Source organism: Sphingomonas morindae (genome assembly GCF_023822065.1).
GTDB lineage: Bacteria > Pseudomonadota > Alphaproteobacteria > Sphingomonadales > Sphingomonadaceae > Solisphingomonas > Solisphingomonas morindae.
In genome coordinates this window covers 2,799,416-2,818,735 of record NZ_CP084930.1, presented here as the reverse complement: position 1 = coordinate 2,818,735, position 19,320 = coordinate 2,799,416, and the positions used below count along the sequence as shown (strand labels likewise).

The following is a 19,320-nucleotide window of genomic DNA, read 5'->3' as shown; positions in this document are numbered from 1 at the left end:
CGGGAGGCGGGCGCCTCCCGGCCCAAGCAACCCGGCGCACGCCCCTCTTCACCGGCACTCAGAAAGCCGAAGAGCCCCGGCGGATAATCACGCCGAACGAGGTAGTGACATAGTTGGAAAGCGCAAGTTTGAGGTGCTCGTCGTGGCGATACGGCGGCATGTCGACATGCCGGTCAAGCGGCTGTTCGCCCTGGTCAAACTTGATCTGCGCCACCTCATGACCGAGCGACACGAGATCCAAGCACAAGCGCTCGAAGTCCTTGCGACGGAACAGGACCGTACCACCTTCTTCTAGCGTGTCAGAATTGGAGCTGAGATTGAGTTCGGTGGTATGCACCGCGACGCCGCCAATCTTCAGCGTCTGCAGCGAATTGTGAATGAAGCGTAGACCGTGATCGATCGAGCCGAGATGCTCGAGCGCACAGGACGACCAGCAGAAATCGAAGTCTCGCAGGTCAGCGGGAATCTGGTTCATGTCGACGGCGCGATGGCTGACTCGCTCGAGCACCAACTCGTTCGGGCAAATATCCGGACGCAGCAGCTTCTCCAGAGAGGCGGCATGCTGGCCGGTGCCCCGCCAGCCAGCCGCCCGCTCGTCCTCCTCGGATAGGTCAGTCGCGACGAGTTCGCAGCCGCGAGATGCCAACACGGCCGGGATCGGCTCCTCGCCGACGCCGAAGCCGAGCCCGCGCGCGCCAGGCTGAAGAACACCGTAGCGCTCCAGCGCCTGCAGGATGTACACAAATTCCCATTGCTTGCGGTGGCGCGTCTTGGGTGCGCGCATCGCCTCGACCCAGAAGTCATATGTCGGTTCGTCGAATTGCGAAGCCGTGCACATCTGCGAAACCGGATCAGCGATCGTCGCCGGCAAGGGCGAGATGAGATGTGCCACCTCCCGAGCCGCGGTCTGGCCGAACACCGTCTTGCGTGCGAGCTCAAGCTCTTCATCAAATTCGCGGCCGTCGCTTGGCCGATCGATCGTGACGGTCAATCGCTCGGCCGCGGCGTCGGTGACACCATGGATCAGGCCCACCGCCGCGTAGAGAACGCCCGATTTGGCCTTGATCGAGATGCTCATCTCGCCATCGAGATGGGCTAGGTCACGCAGCGGCTTCGCGGTCAGCTTGATTGTCCGCGCAACCCCGCCGGAGGTGGGGGCGATGCCGTTGATGCGGATAGTGAGGTTGCCGAGGCTGGCGTGCAGGCCGCTAAACTTAAAGCGGAACGTCACCTCGCCCGGCGAGCAATAGATATAGGGCGTATGAAAGGCATAAGCCGGCTCCTGCGACGCTTCGTGGCCTCCGAGACCGATAATTCGGCTAGCATAGCTCGGCACGAAGCCAAACGGATCGAGTTCCAAGCCTTGCGCGATCGCAGCACCGCCTGCGACTAAGTCATTCATCCTCGTTCTCCAGATACCGCGGGATCACGCCGCGCGGCTGGGCTGACTCACAACACGTTCGTAAAGGCTTTGGAGGCGCGCGCGATAGTGATCGATCGAGAAGCGCTGGGCATGGCGCGGCCCGGCCGCGCGAAGCGATTCTCGGAGGGCAGCGTCCTCATCGAGCCGCTTCAGACCTTCTGCGATAGCGTTGGTGTCATAGGGATCCACGAGCAGCGCGCCATCGCCCGCAACTTCCGGGATCGAGCTGACATTGCTTGATAGCACCGGCGTGCCGAGCAACATCGCCTCATGCACCGGAAGCCCGAAACCCTCATAAAGCGACGGGAACGCTACTGCCTTGGCACATCGAATCAGGCGGAACAGGAGCTGCCGCGGCAGATATTCTAGCCGCACAACGCGATCGCCGAGCCGCTGACCATAGCCGCCACTGAGCGCCCCTGCGCCCCCGAGCAGCCGCAGTTCCTCTTCGCTCTGCCACGCTCGCGCGCCGACTAAAACCAGCGGCGTTTCGCTGCGCAGCGTCAGATACGCCTCGATCAGTCGACCGATATTTTTCTTTGGTTCGATCGCGCCGAAGAACAGAAAATAGCCGCCCGGTCGCAAACCGAATATGCCTTCCACCATGGCTGCGTCCTCGGCGCTGGCACCGATGCTCGTGGGCGGCGGAGACGCCTGGTAGGTATTGGTGATGCGATCATGCGGAACACCGAATCGTGAGACGATATCCGCCGCGCTGGCCTCGGACACCGTGACGATATGATCGCCTTGTTTCGCGCAGCGTTTCACCAGGCTATAGTAGGTCTTCTTGTCGTCGAGCGTCGTGTACGGAAGGCGGAGCGGCACCAGATCGTGTAACGTATAGATGTTGCGCGCTCCGGCTAGGCGGATCGGAACCGGGTAGGTCCAATGCATCACCTCGGGTGGATTGGCGACCCGGAGCGTGGTGAAGCGACCGAATGCGGCAAAATGCGCATGCGCGGCCTCGAACAGGCCTCCCGCACTAAGCAGGCGGTCGAACTGCGGGAGGCGGCTCGCAAAGGCGCCCTTCTCAACGTGACCGCTCGACGGCACCTCGGCGAGCGAGAAGCCGGCAAGCGGACGGAGTGCCTCCCGTAAGCCATGGTGCCAGCGGCGCCGGCGCTTTTGCGCGCTCGGCGGCCTCTGCACCAGATCGTAGAATAGCACCTCGCGGAGATCAGGATCGCCAGCTACCGGAAGGCCGAACAGGCCGGTCACATTGGCGCCCATTGATCGCAGCGTAGCGGCCAGCGTGACGCCATAGGTAGCCACTCCGGTACCATGCGGCATCGCCAGATTATAGCCATCGAGTCCGATCTGCGGTAATGCCATACGACTTGAAAGCCCAATCTGCAGCAAGGCCGCTCCAACTAGCCCGGCGGCTCGGTGAGCGCAACGCGCCTGCCAGTCGCAGGGGCGAACGGGGCCGCAAACGGGGGTGACCCGATTGCCGCGGCTCCGGCGCGCAATTGGAAGGACTACCCAGGTCGAGCCAAAGCGGCTAAACGACCGCGCAATTCCATGGCCACATACCGCCTGCGCGGGTGGCGCGGCTGTTGGTGAGAGCAATGATCCGGGCGGATAACGTTACCAAGCACTATCACATCGGCAAATCCACAAAGGTGGTGTTTACCGACCTCAATTTCGCGCTGTCAAAGGGTGAGTCGGTCGGTATCTGCGGCGCCAATGGGGCCGGCAAGTCCACATTGCTGCGCCTGCTCGCCGGCGTGGAAAAGCCAACCCGCGGCCGCGTCACGCGGTCGATGCTGACGTCTTGGCCGCTCGGGCTGTCCAGCTGCTTTCAATCGTCCCTGACCGGTGCCGACAATGCCCGTTTCATCTCTCGGATCTACAAGCGCGACGAGCGGGAACTGCTCGACTTCGTCGACGATTTTGCCCAGCTCGGCGCCTATCTATATCAGCCCGTTAGCACCTATTCGGCTGGCATGCAGGCGCGCCTCGCCTTCGGAATTTCGCTTGCGATCGAGTTCGAATGCTACCTGGTCGACGAGGTAACGGGCGCCGGTGACGAGCGCTTCCGCGCCCGCTCCGAGGAAGCGCTGCACACGCGCCGCAAGAGCGCGTCGCTGATCATGACGTCGCACGATCCAGGCACGCTTCGTGCCTATACAACGCGGGGCGCGGTCCTCTACGGTGGCACGTTGGTACTCTATGATTCCATCGAGGAAGCATGCGACGTTCATCATCGCTTGCAGCTTCGCGGGATGTCCTGAGCCAGGTTTCCTACTGATCACATGCCGGCGGACACCTTCAGGTTAGTCGCCTTCAACGCGAGGTTTCGAGGAAAAATGAACATCTTGCGGTCTTCGGCCAGCAAGCGGCGCGCCTGTATCGGTGCGCTCACCAGCGTCCTTCTCGGCGGCTGCGCGACCCTCCCGTCCAATGGTCCGACCGCGCACCAGATCCGCAAAGGCGCTCAGGCCGCAGATGCCGGGATCCGCTTTGAAATCGTGGACCTCACTCCCGATCTCGTTGAAGCGACCCGTCGTCAGGATGAGGAGCTGTCGAGCAAGGTCCCCGCGCTCGGCCCGCTCGCGCGGAACAGCCGGGTCGATCAGATCGGCCCGGGCGACGTTCTTTCAATCAGCGTTTACGAAGTGGGCGTGGCACTTTTCTCGGGGTCATTGCCGGCGGCAGCCGGGGAAGGCTTTGATCCAAGCGCGCACGCGCAGACGATACCGGTTGCCACCGTAGACAGCGATGGCATGATCACCATCCCGTTCGTTGGCCGGATGAAGGTCGCCGGTCTCACGCCGGCGCAGGTGGAGGAGGCGATCAATCGCGCGCTGCGCGGCAAATCGCAGAATCCTCAGACTGTGGTGACAATCCGACAGAATGTGGCCAACAGCATCTATGTCTCTGGCGAACTGCGTCGCCCGGGCCGTTTTGAGATCAGCCCTAGCCGCGAGCATCTGCTCGATGCGATCGCGGCCTCCGGCGGCAGCGTCAACTCTGCCGAGGACACGATCGTGCGTTTTACGCGCGACGGGACGACCGTGGAGGAGCGCCTCGCCTTCATCCGCGCCGGTACCGCTGACGATCTGATGCTGGCGCCGGGCGACCATATCGAGCTATTGAAGCGACCGCGCACCTATACGGTATTTGGTGCGGTGCAAAAAGCGTCTCAAGTCAATTTCGAAACGGGCGAGGTGTCACTCGCCGAAGCGCTAGCGCGCGCCGGCGGTCCGAATGACGCCGCCGCCGACCCCTCAGCGATCTACCTGTTTCGCCTTGACGGGCTGCCCGATGGTAGCATTGCCGGACCGCCTAAAGTGTATCGACTCAATATGCTCAAGCCGAGTTCCTACCTGCTCGCGCAGCGCTTTCGCATGCGGGACAAGGACGTGCTCTACATCGCCAATGCTGCGGCCAATCAGCCGTCCAAGCTGATCAATGTCATCAACCAGCTGTTCTCGCCGTTTGTCACGGCGCGGGCGCTGAGCCGATAAGCGGCGCTCGGCGCACCGGAGGACTGGATGCACGCACTCATCTATCGCATCAAGCGCCTGTTCGGTGCTCGTCGGCGACGCCGGCAGGCCACCATGATGGCCCAGGCAGACTCCGCCCGTGACCGGGGCGACCTGCTCGAGGCGGCGTCGCTCTACGACAGCGTCGCTCGAGCTTATCCGACGGATGTTGGCGCCTGGGGGCAGCTTGGCAACATGTCCAAGGACGTTGGCGACTTCGCGAGAGCCCGCGCCGCCTATCTGAAGGCCCTCGCGCTTGCCCCCCAGAGCAGCGATCTGCATCTGCAACTCGGCCATCTCGCCAAGCTGACGGGCGAACGCAACGAAGCGATCCGCTGCTACAGGAAGGCGCTGGAGCTGGATCCGAGCAATGCCGGGGCGCGGCTGGAACTCGGCCTCGTGAGTCAGGCGGAGATCAGCGAAGCCGACGGTGCGCCCGACGTTGCCTTCGCCGCCTCGCTCGTCTTCCACCGCTTGACCATGTTCATGTCCCGCCGGCCGAGTTAAGGTATCCCATGAAGTTACTTTTGGATTTGCAAGGCGCTCAGACCGAGAGTCGCTTTCGCGGGATTGGCCGTCAGACCCGCTCGTTGGCGCGGGCCATTGTCTCCGTGGCGAGCGCCCACGACGTGCATATCCTGCTCAATCTATCGCTGACCGCGGGGCTTTCGGAACTCATCGACGAGTTCGAGCCGCTTGTAGGGCGCGGCAACATTCACCTCTTCGACACCTGCGGCCCAGTCGCCGAGCGCGAGCCGAACAATCTCTGGCGCACCCGAGCGTCCGAGGTGGTGCGCGAAGCGGCCATTGCCGCCATCGCTCCAGACATCGTTCATGTCGCCTCGCTCTTTGAAGGGTTTGTTGACGATGCCGTGACGTCGCTCGGCTGTTTCGACGGCGGACCGGCAACAGCAGTGACGCTGCACGACCTGATCCCGTTGGGCGATCCGAAGCGATATTTTTTGCACGAAACCGTGCGGCGCCACTGGCTGCGACGGGCGCAGCAACTCAAGCGCGCCGATTTGCTGCTCGCCGTCTCGCATTATTCGGCGGCGGAAGCGTCTTCGCTGCTTCACATCGAGCCGGAGCGGATCGCAGTAATGCATGCCGGCGTCGATCCCGTTTTCAACGCCATTCCGCCCGACGCCGGCGAGCGGGCAACCTTAACCACTCGCTGGGGGCTCGACCGGGCCTTCATCTTATTCGTCGGCGCGGTCGATCCGCGCAAGAACCCAGAGCTGATCTTCAAGGCTTTCGCGCGTCTGCCGGCGGCTCTGCAGGAACGCCATCTGCTGGTCTTCGCCGGCCGTCTCTTCGAGGAGGAGATCGGCCAGCTAAAGATCGCGGCGGCGCGGCACGGAATTCATGTGAGCCGGTTGAAATTTCTCCAACACGTATCCGATGGCGACCTAATCCTGCTCTACAAGAGCTGCGCCGCCTTTCTCTTCCCGTCGGTCTATGAAGGCTTTGGCCTGCCCGCGCTCGAGGCGATGGCGTGCGGCGCCCCGGTGCTGGCGGCACGAGCCACCAGCCTGATTGAGGTCGTACGCGACGACGCCTATCTGATCGATCCAACCGATCCGACCGAGTGCGCGGACAAGCTGGGCCGCCTGCTCGACGATCCCGCTGCGGCAGCGGCAGCACGCGCCGCCGGCATCGCCCGGGCCGCCGAATTTACGTGGGAACGGTCGGCCGAAGCCGCGCTCGCCGCACTGGAGCGGCTTAACGCGAGCCGCCAGCCTCAATCGGCGCGGCCGCTCGCGCTGCGCCGCAAGCCGACACTTGCCTTCGTATCGCCGCTGCCGTCAGATCGGTCCGGTGTCGCGACCTACTCGGCCGCCCTGCTTCCGGAGCTTGGCCGCCATTTTGATATCGAATGCATCATAACCGGTGACACGATCGTCACCGATGCCTGGATCCAAGCCAACTACGTCATCAGGGATCTGGCTTTTTTTGAGCGCAATGCCGCTCACTACGATCATATCCTTTATTCAATCGGCAATTCCCATTTCCACGGGCACATGCTTGATCTCGTGCAGCGGTATCCTGGTGTGGTGCTGCTACACGATTTCTTCCTCAGCGATCTTATCGAATGGCTATCGACCACCGGCGTCGCTCCCGCGGAGGAGTTCTTACGCGCACTCTATCTATCGCACGGCTTGGGCGCGCTGCTCTTTGAACAAACACATGGCCGGAGCGCGGCCATCAACCGCTACCCGTGCAACCGCGCCGTGCTGGAAGCGGCGAACGGCGTCATCGTTCACTCGAATTGGGCGATTGAACAGACCCGGACGCTCTATTCGGCCGCTCTGGCCGACAATTTTGCTCTGATCCCTCATCTGCGCGCGGTTCCGCGTGTTGATCGTCGCACCGAAGCGCGTGCGCGGCTCGGCGTCGCGGACGATGAGGTGCTGGTCTGCTCCTTCGGCATCCTTACAGAACGCAAGCGTAGCATTGACTTGATTAATGCCTGGCGGGCCTCCGCCACCGGCCGATCGACGCATGCCCGGCTGGTCTTTGTCGGCGAGAACAGCGGCGGCGCTTATGGCGAGCGCATCGACGCCCTAGTTGCAGAAACCCCGAACCTGTCCATCACTGGTTACGCCGCGGACGAGCAGTATCAGGACTATCTGGCAGCAGCCGATCTCGCCGTGCAAATTCGAACGCAGTCGCGGGGAGAGACTTCGGGAACGGTACTTGATTGCTTGGCCAATCGAGTGCCACTGATCGTCAACGCACATGGACCAATGGCGGAATTGCCCGACGACATAGTCTTCAAATTGGCAGACAGCTTCTCGACGGAGGCGCTCGCGGCGACGATCGACAATGTAATTGCCGATCCCGAGACCGCGGGCGCACAGAGCCAGCGCGCGGTAGCCTTTCTGAAGGCAGAACACGCTCCCGCTCGTATCGGTGGACTGTTCAAGGCAGCGCTTGAGCGTTTCGCGGCTGGTCGCAGCTGGCTGCACAATCGCGTGGCGGAGCAGGTGAGCGCCATCGTCGCACCGGCGCACCCGAGCCCGGCGGATTTTGCGGCCTTGTCCCGCCTTGTGACGCAGCAATGGCCGCGAGCGGCGAAACGCCAAATCCTGTACGACGTCACCGTATTAGCCGAGAAGGATGCACGGACCGGCATCCAGCGGGTGGTGCGCAGTATTCTGATGGGTTTGCTCGAGTCTGGAGACCACGACTTCGCGATCGAGCCGATCTACATCGATGGCCATGGCTATCGATATGCCCGCCAGTGGACGACGAGGGCGCTCGGCCTGCCCGCATGGGTGCTGCCCGACGCACCGGTTGAATATAGTCCGGGAGACATTTTTCTGGCAATCGACTGGGTACCGGACCGGCTTCCTGATGTTGAAACTTGGCTGACCCGCTTCTCGATGCGCGGCGGCACTGTCGTGATCGGCGTGCACGATCTCCTTCCATTCGATCTTCCGCAGCACTTTCCCGACTTCATGCCTCAAGTCACCCGCCGCTGGTTCGAGACGGCGCTCCGCGTCGCCGACAAGTTCCTCTGCGTCTCGCGCAGTGTGGCGGACGATGTCGTGAAGTTCGGGTCGGCATTGCTAGATAATCCAAATCGCTCTATTGACGTCGACTACTTCCACAATGCCGCAGACCTCACGGCCAGCTTGCCGACCACTGGCATGCCTGCCGACGGCGAAGCCGTGCTCGCCGCGCTATCTGCCGGCCCCTCCTTTCTCATGGTCGGTACCGTCGAGCCGCGCAAAGGCCATGGCCAAGTGCTGCGCGGATTTGAACAATTATGGCGCAGTGGCCTGAACGTCCGACTAGTGATCGTCGGCAAGGCCGGGTGGATGATGGACGACTTCCTTGCGGAGATCGAACGGCATCCCGAGTTCAATCGCCGTCTCTTCCTGCTTACCGGGATAAGTGACGAATTCCTTGAGGAGGTGTACAAAGCCGCCACCGCGCTGATCGCCGCTTCGGAGGGCGAGGGCTTTGGGCTGCCACTGATTGAAGCGGCTTATCATCATCTTCCGCTGATTGCGCGCGACATACCAGTTTTCCGCGAAGTTGCCGGCGACCACGCCTTTTACTTCTCCGGTCAGCAACCGCAGCACGTAAGCGCGGCAATTATGGCATGGCTAGACCTCGCGGCCGCAGGGAGCGCGCCTGATTCCGATCTCGTTTCCGTCCAGACCTGGGCGCGATCAACGCAGCAGGTCTTGGGTAGCTTAACATCGCGCACGAGCTACTCGCACATTGGCAAGATCCGGAAGTAGAGACATGAAGATGCAGATCATATTTCTTCAAACCGCTGATCCGTACCGTTATGACGAGATGCTCCAGCTCACGTCACAGACGGTAAAGGAATACTGCGCCCGACACGGCTTTCTTTACGAGAGCTACACCGGCATCAAGCGTGGTTACCACAATTGGCAGGCGACCTATAACCGCATCTATCAGCTAGAGGAGCTGCTGCAGCGAGGCTTCGGCGGCTGGGCCATCTACATGGACGCCGACGCGTACGTCTATGATCCTAGCTTCGATCTCCGCTCCTACCTTGAAGAACGAAACGATTTCGGCCTGGTTCTTACCCCTTCGATGGCAACCGATCACCATTGGGACATCAACGCCGGCGTCGTTATGATCAACCTTGGCCATGAGATCGGGCGCCATGTCGTCCGCGAATGGCGGGCCGGATTCGATGGGCTCAGCGAGCAGCTCCTCCGCGACTCTGCCGAATGGCTGCACGCCGGTAGCGATCAGGACCTTATTCAAGTCATCTTGCGGACGCAGCCGCAGGTCGCCGCGGCGACCTACTTGCAGTCGACCGATCTGATCAACTCGAACTTCGCAACCTTCATCCGCCAGGAATTGCGATCTTATAGCGACAGCTTTCAAGTTCGGCTCGCCAGGATTGCCACCGAAGTCGAGAGCGCGCTTCGGCGGGCGCCCGATGCGACCGTTGGCGTCGACACCGCCTCGACGATCGCGGCGGCCACCTATCGAGCGATCCTCGGTCGCTCGCCCGGCCAGGCGGAAATCGGCCACGTTCTGGAGGTGTTGGAGCGAGAGGGGCTGGCGTCCGGTCTTGAACGAGCCACCGCCGAACTGGTGGCGAGCGAGGAATTCCAAGCTAGGCAGTGGGCATGAACGAGGCCGGTGGTCTTGGAGATCATGCCGGGCGCATTAAGTTCTGGACGCAGCATCTCGGGCGGAAGAACTTCGGCGACTATCTCGGAACCTGTCTCGCGGCTTGGGCGGCAGCAGGTCCCTTGTTCGACATCGACACCTATCACCTGATCGGCAGCATTATCGATGATGCGCTTCAGGCGGATGCCCTGCAGCAGCTTCCAGCCAACGCTATTATCGCTGCTTGGGGCTGCGGCGCGCGCGATGGCGCCCCGCTCAGCGCGGACGTTGCGCAGCATCTAGTCATGCCGAGCGTGCGCGGCCCGCTGACGCGGGACAGCCTCGGCTTGCCCGCGGACACGCCGTTCGGCGATCCCGGGCTGCTCGCGCCCCTCTATCACGCACCATCACACTCTGCGCGGACGAGTGGCAAGAATGTGTGCATACCGCATATTCTACAGATGGATCGGGCGGAGGCTCTGCGCGGGCGCGCGGGCGCGGATATGGTGCTGTCCCCCATCGTCGCGACGGAAGCGGAATTGCGCGCCCTTCTGGACGATATCGCCTCAGCCTCCTTCATTTTGAGCGGCTCGTTGCATGGCGCAATCATCGCCCGAGCCTATGGCGTGCCGCATGCCTTCTGGCGCGGGGACGGCGTGGACATTCCTTTCAAATGGGCGGATTTTGCAGCCTCTACGGGCGGCACGGCAATCTTTGTCGATACCGTAGAGGAGGGACTCGCGGTGTATCGGGAAACGGCTGCGTCGCTGATGTTGCCGGATCTGGCGCCAATCCTTGCGGCCGCACCTTTTGAAAATCGCCCTGACGTTTTGCTTGATGCGCTTGCGCATGATGCCGCGGCCGATGCCGGCGGTCCCGACATCATGGCCCGTGCCGCGCAGGTGACCCAAATACGCCTTCGCGTCCATGAGACAGTTGCCGCTCGACGCGCTGCAATTGAGGCGGATCGTCGCCGACCCTCCGCGTGTGCGGAAGATACGGCAGCGGAGGCGCTCGCGGCAGCGGAGGCGCTTGCCGCCTTGACCCATCAACTCCGCCGCCGAAGCGCAGCGCTCAACACGAGCCTCTCGCCCGAAGCTCCGCTTATAACATTCGAGAATGACAGCGTCGCCAAAGCCTTTCTGGACAGCGGCTGGGAGCTCGACACTCAAGTTTCTCCATGGTCGACCGCTGCCTCAGCGCGCTGCACACTTCCGTCTAGTCTGGGCTGGGCTAATGCCGAGCAGATGACAATTGCGCTCCTTGTCTATCTTCCTGGTGCCGATGGCGCCCACCGTCGCTTGTCCGTGTCAATCGATCGCGAGCTGCACTTTGATGAGATGATCGTCAATCGAGGCACCGAGGATACAGTGTACCTCTCCGTACCTCTCGCGCTTCCACTCCGTAGCCGGCGCGCGGCCAAGCCGCTAATGATCGACTTTCACCTCGGCCCGGTTCTTCAACCCGGTGGGGGCCGCTCAACCACTGACGAAATGCTTGGAGTTGCGTTGTCATCGTTGCTTTTCTCAAATTTTCTCGACCAATAACGAGTACTCCTGTCATGCCCAGCGCCGTCGTAATTGGAAATTGTCAAGCGCAGTTGATCGAGGCCATCCTGATCGAGCATACGGATTGGGCAATCACCCGCCTGCCACCGGTTTTCGAGATGACCGAGGCTCATCGGGCTGAAGTCACGGCCCTTGCCGCCAGCAGCGACTTCGTCTTCGCGCAGCGGGTTACGGACTCCTATCCTCTGGACTTTGTCAGAACCTCATCGCTGAAACAAAGGGCGCATTGCTGCATCAGCTGGCCTAATGCCTATTTCGCGGGCTACTTTCCCGATATCGAGTATGTGTATTTGGATGAGATAGGCAAACTTGTCGGACCGATGGACGACTATCATTCCATGTTCGTCCTGAACGCCTATCGCAATGGGCTGACCGCGTTTGAAACCACGGCTCGATGGCGGAGTGACGCTTATCTGGACGTTTACCCCAACGCCATCGAGGCTTCTCTTGCCGCGCTAAAGGAGCGCGAAAACGGACTCGACATCATCATCAGTGATTTCATCGCTAATAATTTATCGCACCGCAAGCTTTTCTACACGCCCAATCATCCGATTAATGATGTTCTACTCGAGTTGGCGGCGCGCCTCATCGATAAGGCTGACGGGTCGCGTCTGAGGGAGCGCCATTGCACGTACAGTCTCTCGCGAATCCATCTTCCTCTTCATCCGGCAGTCGCGCAATTCGGGGGACTAAGGCATCTCCAGGCTGGCTCTTTCGTCGGCATCGATCGTCCCGTGCTTGGGCGGCCCTTGGAGCATGCTCCGACCAGGGTCTATATCGATGACCGAGAGATCATCGAAGCCTTCTTCCGATTCTACGACTCTGTTCCCGACCTACAGCGAGAGACAGCATCATGACCGCGATCTTCCAGCCGGCAGCTGCCGAACTGAACGCCGAAGCCGAGCTCAAGCTTCGCTGCGACAGTCAGAGCCTGTCCTTCTACAGCGATATCGCTTCTTTCATATCGCGGCACATCAAGGGCCAGCAGGCATTTGACATGCTTGATGTTGGTGCCCGCACCGCTGCCGGCACCGCGCTGCTGCGCGCCATCCATCATCCGAATTCGTTCGCCCGGCTCAAACTCAATAGCGTCACGGCACTCGATCTCGATGCGGAGGCGCTACGGCTGGCGGCGCTGGAATATCCCGATATCAACTACATCGCGCGCGACGTCGAAAGCCTCAAAGGCGAGCGCAGCTGGGACATCGTACTGTCAAGCCACACCATTGAACATGTTGACGACCCGCAGCACTTCCTGGCTGATCTGGAGGCGGTTGCTCGTCGCCACGTCGTCATCGCCTGCCCCTTCGCCGAAGTCGCCCTCACCATGGGCCATGTTCGCAGGTTCAATCTCGATTTCTTTGAACGTAATGACTTCCGCGAGATCGAAGTCTACCGTTCCCAGCATTGGCACGGCGGCATGGCCTGCATCGCGATCAAGGACGTCGCTGGCTAGATGTTCACGGGCGAGGCCGATGCGGCGCCCCATGACCATCCCTCTCATAAGGAGCGCCGCGGTAGGCCTTCAGGCATCGCAGCTCGCCACACTCCCTTTGATCGGCTGTCGGTTTCAACCAGTCATGCCAGATTTTCGTGCAAGATAGCGCGAGGTTCTAACTGCGTACCTCCTAAGCACCAAGCGCCGACTAGATGCGGTCTGTGCAGTCGGGTCTGCGTTGATGGCCATTAGATGGAAATGTCTTGTTGAGTACGCGTGGACAGGGGCCGTCGAGCGGATGGACGGGATTCAAATCAACCGACTCGATGGTGATCCTCATTGCGCGGTGGCGGGCGAGCGACTATGCCAGAGTCACTTGCAGGAAACAGGGACATTCGATGAGTGCGGCCTTTAACACCGAAGATCGTGCTCCGACTGCCTCGCACAGGCTCATTGAAACGGCCGAGTTAAAGATCGACAGCCTGCGTCGTGGCGTTCTTTATGGGCAATGCAAAGCGCCCTCCGCAATCCAGCTTTACGCGAACGGGCTCTTGCTCGCCACCATCGACGCCGAGGAGACGGCTCAGTCTTTTGTCGTGAATGTAAACTCTGGTCTGCTGCTCGAGGCGCCGGTTACTCTTCGCGCCCGTCTCGTCACAGGAGAGCCGATCGACGAATTCGAGTGGGTACTGACGGAGCCGCAGGACGTCGAGGACTCGCTAGTGCCGGCCGACGGCGAGATCATTCTTTCGGGTGGAGTGATAAGCGGCTTCTTGCGCAACGTTAACCCCGACGCCTTGCCGCTGACCGTCAGCGCGGCCGCGGGCGGGCGAGAATTCGCTCTTTGCGAGGTTCGCCGCCCGGCTGGGCGGGGCTCAGGCGGGAAAGCGCTGATCGATCTGCCCTTTTCCATCCCACTGCCAGTGGGTCTGCTCGACGGGAAGGTCGCGACCGTGCACGTCCGGCTCCGCGATGATGCGCGCGACTTCGAGGGCAGTCCAATCGTCTTCAGCGCTTCGCATGGCGACACGATCGAGCAGCGCCTCGCCCGTCTCGAACAAGGCCTTCTCAGCCTCACCACAACGGTGGAAGAGCTTGGCCGCGCGATCCGCACCGACGTTCATCGGCACTTTTACGGCATGGTGATGCCGCGCGTGGACGCGGCGGTGCAGGGACAGCGGATCGCGCTAGAACGCCAGATGGCGGCGCTTTGGCTGGAATGTACAGGCAGCGAGCCCAGTGCCGACGCGATGCACGCGCATCCGATGGAAACGTTGATCGCGCTGAAGGACGGCGTCAGCGGTCTTGGCTGGCTTCCAGCGAGTGCGACGGGGGCGCTTGGTCGCTGGTTTCACGAGCGCGCATTGATCGCGACCGAGATCAGCGCAACCGAGGATGCCTTTCTTGAGATCCGCGGCAGCGCGGCCGCATCGCCAGAAGCGGCGCGCGCTCTGCAAATCCTGGCTAATGGCCACCCAATTTCGCTATGGGTAGATCAAAGCCACGCCCCGTGGCGGGCATTTGCGGTCATACCGCGCGCCGTGCTCAACCCGAGCGGCTCCCTGTCGCTGGAACTGGTCTGCCCGGTCGAAGATCAAGTCGATCTCGGCGGTGAAGCCGCCACCGCGTCGCTCGCCGTGGCCACCGTCCGCATCGCGAGCGGCGCCAACCATCGCAGCGGCGGGGCGCGCACGCTCGACGATCATGTCACGTTGGCCGGCTTCTACGGCCGGGAGCAAACCGGCGAAGGGCTCGCTTTTCGATGGATGAGCGGCCGCGGCCTGCTGCTCGCCCGTATCGCGGATCGTTCGGCGGATCATCTGCTGCGCGTAAGTGGGCCATTCATGCTCAACGAGCGGGCCCAGGCGAGCCTGCGCGGTCGCTTGATCTCGCAGGGCGAGACGGCTCGTGAGGCCGAATTCGGTGCGGGATGGCGTGTGGACATCGCCGTGCCTCGCCGCTCCGCCGGGGGTCCCTCGCTGCACTTGATCGAATTGACTGCCGACGCTAGCCAGCCCTCGTCCGAGGATCGCAGACTGCTCAGCGCGGCGGTGAGCGATCTCGCGATTCTGGCACAGCATTGATCGCGGACGCACATCGCCGATGCACGCCCTCATCGTCACGCCAATCCCTTCCGACCCTTCGGATCAAGGCAATTCTTGTCGAATTGGGAGGATTGGCGACCTCCTGCAGGCGCGAGGAGTCAAGGTGCATTTTGTCTATTATGGTCATGAAGGACTGACCGAGCGACAGCGCACTATCATGACTAATCGGTGGGATTATTTCTACTACGTACCACTCAATCAGCCAAAGCGACTGCGTGGTATCGATGGGTATGATATTGATGACTGGTGCGGTATCGAGCTTGAACAGGCTGTCCGGCAGCTTTGCACCCGATGGCATTTTGGCCTGGCAATCACCAACTATGTTTGGATCTCACGCGCCCTAACGGCCGTGCCGAGCACGACTTATCGGCTTATCGATACGCACGATGTCTTCGGCGAGCGGCAGCGGCTGCTACAGGCACAAGGTCTCGCTCCCACCTGGTTCTATTGCAGTGCCGAGGAGGAGCGCCGCGGGCTTGATCGGGCAGATGCAGTCATTGCCATTCAAGACGAGGAAGCCGAGGTCCTTCGCACTCGAACCAGTCGCCCGGTGATCACGATCGGTCATCTCGTCCCAGCCAATTTTCTCGCATCGCGCCGCGGTAGCGGCAAGATCAAGGTAGGCTATCTTGCTAGCGACAATCCAAGCAATCGTCTATCGCTCGCGGCGCTGATCGCTTCGCTGAAGCGACGGCCGGATGTTCTCGGACGAGTCGAACTGCTCGTCGGCGGCCGGGTTTCGGCGAGGGTCTCGCATGGGCAGGCGGGGATCCAAGCGCTCGGCGTCGTCGACGAAGTCCAGGATTTCTACAGCGCCGTCGATCTCGTCCTTAATCCGAATGTCAGCGGTAGCGGATTGAAGATCAAGAGCGTGGAGTGTTTGTCTTTCGGGCGGCCGCTGATCTCGACGGCGGATGGTATGGGCGGAATCGCGACCGACGTGCCCGAGCATCGCTGCGCAGACACGGATGAGATGGTTCAGGCATTGGCGCAGCTTACATCGTTCGGCGATCTGGCCGAGCTTGCCAATGCGTCTCGCGCAGTTTTCAATCGCTATAGCGAGGCGCAAAGCCGTACATTCGCCACGATTCTGACACGTGCCGCGCAGCGGGCAATTGAGGCCGCCTGATGACCGCTCAGATCATCTTCTTCTCACCGCTTCCTCCGGTGCGCAACGGGATCGCCGATTACAGCTACAGCTTTCTTCCAGCGCTTGCGGACGAGTTCGAGATCCTATGCGTGATTGCCGACGGCGCGCCGCCGCCGCCGGACGATGTTCGCTACGTGCGTCGCATGCAATATCGCCTGCAGCGACCGCGCTGGAAAAATTCGCTTCATATCTATCAGATCGGCAACAATGCCGATCATCATTACATGCTACCCGACATGGTGCAGGCACCCGGCCTTGTCACCGTGCACGATCTTTCGCTTCAGCACATGATGGCGCTTGCCTTTCCGGACGGGGTTCACGGCTCCGCGTATCGCGAGGCGATGATTGAAGCGCACGGCCATCCTGGCGCCATCGTCGCAAGCGATATTTCTCTCTTCGGCACGCAGTCGCCAATAACCCACTCCGAATTCGGTATGCTGGGGCTTGTCGGTCAGCATGCGCGCGCGCTAGTTACCCATTCACTGCTCGGCAAGCTGCGGCTATCCGCGCTTCCAGAACGGCGACCGGTCTACAAGATCGAGCATCCGTCACGGGCGGACTGCGCCGAGTCGCGTGACGACAGGCGCGTCGCGCGTGCCACCGCGCGGCGCAAGCTGAGGTTGCCTGCCCGTGCGCGAATCCTTATGTCGCTCGGCTTTGTAACGCGCGCCAAGCAGATCTCCGCGACTCTTGATGCCGTGTCCGTGTTGCGGGGGCGCCATCCCGATCTGCTCTTTGTTGTCGCCGGGGAGCATCGGCCGAGCGAATTGGATTTGCGACGGGAAGTCGCCGCGCGCGGTCTCAGCGACAATGTCCTTCTGCGCGATTATGTCGCCGATGAGGATATGGTCGATTATCTGGCTGCTTGCGATATTCTCATGAACCTGCGTTTCCCCAGCTTTGGGGAAACTTCGGGAACGCTGACCAACGGCCTTGGCGCCGGATGCTGCGCTGCGGTCACTGACATAGGCGTCTATGCCGAATATCGAGACTCTACACTGATCAAGATCACCCCGACGCACATGGATGGCCCCGGGGTGGCGGCGGCGTTGGCGCCCGTGCTTGCGGACCCTGCACGTCAGCAGCGCTACGAGCAGAATGCTGCCGCCTTTGCCCGTGAAGCCCTGTCTTTAGAGAAATTTGTCAGTGACTATAGTACGGCCATTCGGGAGACAATGGCCTCGACGGCGCCATTGGCGGCACGCGCACGCGCCGCTCGCTTCTTGCCGAAATCGGCACAGCCGGCGATTGAGGAAACTGTGCGCGCGACGATGCTCTCCGGCGAAGCGCAGGCGACGCTGTGGTGGCGCGAGCGGCTGTTGCCGCTCGGCGACGAGGGCGGGCGATTATTGGCCATTGGCTTGCGCAGCGCCGACATCGCCGTCGTGGAGCAGGGCTTCGCCTGGAACGGCCGCGTCGATGCGTTGAGTGTCGCTGCATGCTCCACCGCGCCGCCCAGTGCGTATGATGCGGTGCTGGTGTCGCTTACCGCCGACGATTTCGACGCCGATCTTGATCTTGTGGTACGCACGGCGCATCGTGCTTTGAATTTGGGGGGGCATCTCGTGCTCGGGATCATCGGCGATGATCTGGCACCAGTGATCGAGCGACACCGTCCAGTTTGGGCCGTGGCGGATCCACGCGCAGGCGTCAAGGCACCGGAGCGGATCGCATTGCTCAAGGCCCCGCTCGTGGCCGCCGGCTTTGTTGTTGACAGAAAGGTTGATGCGTTTAGCGAGCTGAGCCAACTTGACGGCAGCCGTGGGGAATCACAGCAAATGGCGGTCCTGGCTCGCAGAGTTGCCGTGGCGGCGCCGCCGCAGCGGCCCCTTCTGGAGCAGCTCTACTGATGATTAGCGCCTTCAGGCGCGCGCTTCCGCGCTTTTCCGAGGTTTGCGGCGCCGACGAACCTCTGCCTGCCGGAGCCGGTTACGGCTATGCGGATTGGGCGGTGATTGGGTCGGCAATCGTACAGGCTCTCGGCAGGAAGCTCGTAATCGTCGAGTGCGATCGCCTGACGTCGTCGCTGCGCGACAGCACGGGAACCGTGCTGCTGCCGTCGCGCGCCTATGGGGAGGCGCTCGCGCAGCTGGGCTTCGAGGCAAACATGTCGGTGCTCGCCGCGCGCGACGCGTTGCTTGATTTCCGGCCGCATCCGCTAGAGTTTGAGTCGACGCCGAGCGCGCTGCGCCTGTTGAGCCTGGAAAATGTGCTGGACGGCCTCTCGCGCTGCGACCTGCTCATCCTCGCTGGTCGCGCCATCTCACCGGATGTGCTCTCCGCCGCGCAGCAGCACATCCTGCGCTTTCGGCCAGCTATCGTGCTCCGCTCGCCGCCGTCGACGGACCTGTTCGCGGCCTGCGCGGCGCAAGTGGCGCATTTTTCGGGCTATAGACGGCTGGTGCTCGCAGCCGGACGGCGTGCGGGCGGCGATGCAGGACGCGAGCGTTTTGCGGTCTATTGGCCCAAGGAGCGGCCGGCGCCCGATCTCACCGCCAGCGCCGACGACAGCACGATGATCGACCTACTCCCGCTTGGGGATGCCTTCGCAGGAACACCTCTGATTTCGGATCGCCCGTGGCATGCGCGGCTGTCAATCAGCCAGCTTCCCGCGCGGCGGGGATTCTGGAGCGTGGAGCGTGAAGGCTCACGCGAATGGGCGTGGGCTGGCAACGGCCACTCCGCTGGCTTCCTCGTGGAAGTTCCTTGGCCAGGCAACTACATGATCCGAATGAAGTTGTACGCTCCACTCGGGCCGCGGCCCTCGCCGTCACGGCTTTCGCTCAACGGGGTTGATTTTCCTCTTGCCGAGGACACGCGGTTCATCACAGTGGGCGCGACCTTGCATCGACACGCGATCGTGCAGTTCGAGGTTCAGCAGGCGCTTACGCCACCGGCAGACCCGCGCCGGCTGACCTTTGGCATCGAGTCGGTTGAAATAGCCGAGCACAGCTAAATCTGAGCCAAGCCAGGTCTTTCGACGCCCTCCCGTTTTATCGAGCATCTTGTGATCGAATTATACCGAAGTGATACTCTGTGCGT

General features: G+C 61.8%; 14 protein-coding genes. 12 read left to right on the top strand and 2 right to left on the bottom strand.

Translation table 11 applies throughout. The features are described from left to right. Positions 1-58 precede the first annotated feature (58 nt). Together LHA26_RS13825 and LHA26_RS13820 are read right to left on the bottom strand one after the other, a co-directional pair. Complete coding sequence (locus tag LHA26_RS13825) at positions 59-1,402, bottom strand: class I SAM-dependent methyltransferase (RefSeq protein ID WP_252166174.1); 1,344 nt, start codon at positions 1,400-1,402, stop codon at positions 59-61. Between the two features lie 24 nt (positions 1,403-1,426). Next, complete coding sequence (locus tag LHA26_RS13820; RefSeq protein ID WP_252166173.1) at positions 1,427-2,782, bottom strand: glycosyltransferase family 4 protein; 1,356 nt, start codon at positions 2,780-2,782, stop codon at positions 1,427-1,429. Between the two features lie 209 nt (positions 2,783-2,991). On the opposite strand from LHA26_RS13820, the gene LHA26_RS13815 reads away from it, so the two are divergent. The 12 genes from LHA26_RS13815 to LHA26_RS13760 all read left to right on the top strand — a co-directional run bounded on the left by LHA26_RS13815 (position 2,992) and on the right by LHA26_RS13760 (position 19,234). Continuing rightward, the gene (locus LHA26_RS13815; RefSeq protein WP_252166172.1) at positions 2,992-3,657 is read left to right on the top strand and encodes an ABC transporter ATP-binding protein; all 666 of its coding nucleotides are present in this window, start codon (positions 2,992-2,994) and stop codon (positions 3,655-3,657) included. A 21-nt stretch (positions 3,658-3,678) separates the two neighbouring features. Beyond that, complete coding sequence (locus tag LHA26_RS13810; protein WP_252166171.1) at positions 3,679-4,893, top strand: polysaccharide biosynthesis/export family protein; 1,215 nt, start codon at positions 3,679-3,681, stop codon at positions 4,891-4,893. A 27-nt stretch (positions 4,894-4,920) separates the two neighbouring features. Further along, on the top strand, positions 4,921-5,418 hold the full coding sequence (locus LHA26_RS13805; RefSeq protein ID WP_252166170.1) for a tetratricopeptide repeat protein: 498 nt from the start codon (positions 4,921-4,923) through the stop codon (positions 5,416-5,418). Between the two features lie 8 nt (positions 5,419-5,426). Then, the gene (locus tag LHA26_RS13800) at positions 5,427-9,164 is read left to right on the top strand and encodes a glycosyltransferase (RefSeq protein ID WP_252166169.1); all 3,738 of its coding nucleotides are present in this window, start codon (positions 5,427-5,429) and stop codon (positions 9,162-9,164) included. Positions 9,165-9,168: 4 nt separating this feature from the next. After that, entirely contained in the window at positions 9,169-10,038 is an 870-nt protein-coding gene (locus LHA26_RS13795; RefSeq protein WP_252166168.1) for a glycosyltransferase family protein, read from the top strand. Further along, positions 10,035-11,564 carry a polysaccharide pyruvyl transferase family protein gene (locus LHA26_RS13790; protein ID WP_252166167.1) on the top strand — a complete coding sequence of 510 codons (1,530 nt, stop codon included), beginning with the start codon at positions 10,035-10,037 and terminating at the stop codon, positions 11,562-11,564. The genes LHA26_RS13795 and LHA26_RS13790 overlap by 4 nt, the downstream gene beginning before the upstream one ends. Positions 11,565-11,578: 14 nt before the next feature. Continuing rightward, a complete protein-coding gene (locus LHA26_RS13785; RefSeq protein ID WP_252166166.1) occupies positions 11,579-12,442 on the top strand; it encodes a WcbI family polysaccharide biosynthesis putative acetyltransferase in 864 nt (287 codons plus the stop codon). Further along, a complete protein-coding gene (locus LHA26_RS13780; protein WP_252166165.1) occupies positions 12,439-13,041 on the top strand; it encodes a class I SAM-dependent methyltransferase in 603 nt (200 codons plus the stop codon). Before LHA26_RS13785 ends, LHA26_RS13780 begins: the two co-directional genes overlap by 4 nt. Before the next feature lie 380 nt (positions 13,042-13,421). Next, positions 13,422-15,107 (top strand): hypothetical protein, encoded by a 1,686-nt coding sequence (locus tag LHA26_RS13775; RefSeq protein ID WP_252166164.1) that lies wholly within the window; start codon positions 13,422-13,424, stop codon positions 15,105-15,107. Positions 15,108-15,231: 124 nt separating this feature from the next. Continuing rightward, on the top strand, positions 15,232-16,257 hold the full coding sequence (locus tag LHA26_RS13770; RefSeq protein WP_252166163.1) for a glycosyltransferase family 4 protein: 1,026 nt from the start codon (positions 15,232-15,234) through the stop codon (positions 16,255-16,257). Further along, complete coding sequence (locus LHA26_RS13765) at positions 16,257-18,128, top strand: glycosyltransferase (RefSeq protein WP_252166162.1); 1,872 nt, start codon at positions 16,257-16,259, stop codon at positions 18,126-18,128. The genes LHA26_RS13770 and LHA26_RS13765 overlap by 1 nt, the downstream gene beginning before the upstream one ends. Next, a complete protein-coding gene (locus LHA26_RS13760; RefSeq protein ID WP_252166161.1) occupies positions 18,128-19,234 on the top strand; it encodes a hypothetical protein in 1,107 nt (368 codons plus the stop codon). Before LHA26_RS13765 ends, LHA26_RS13760 begins: the two co-directional genes overlap by 1 nt. Positions 19,235-19,320: the final 86 nt, after the last annotated feature.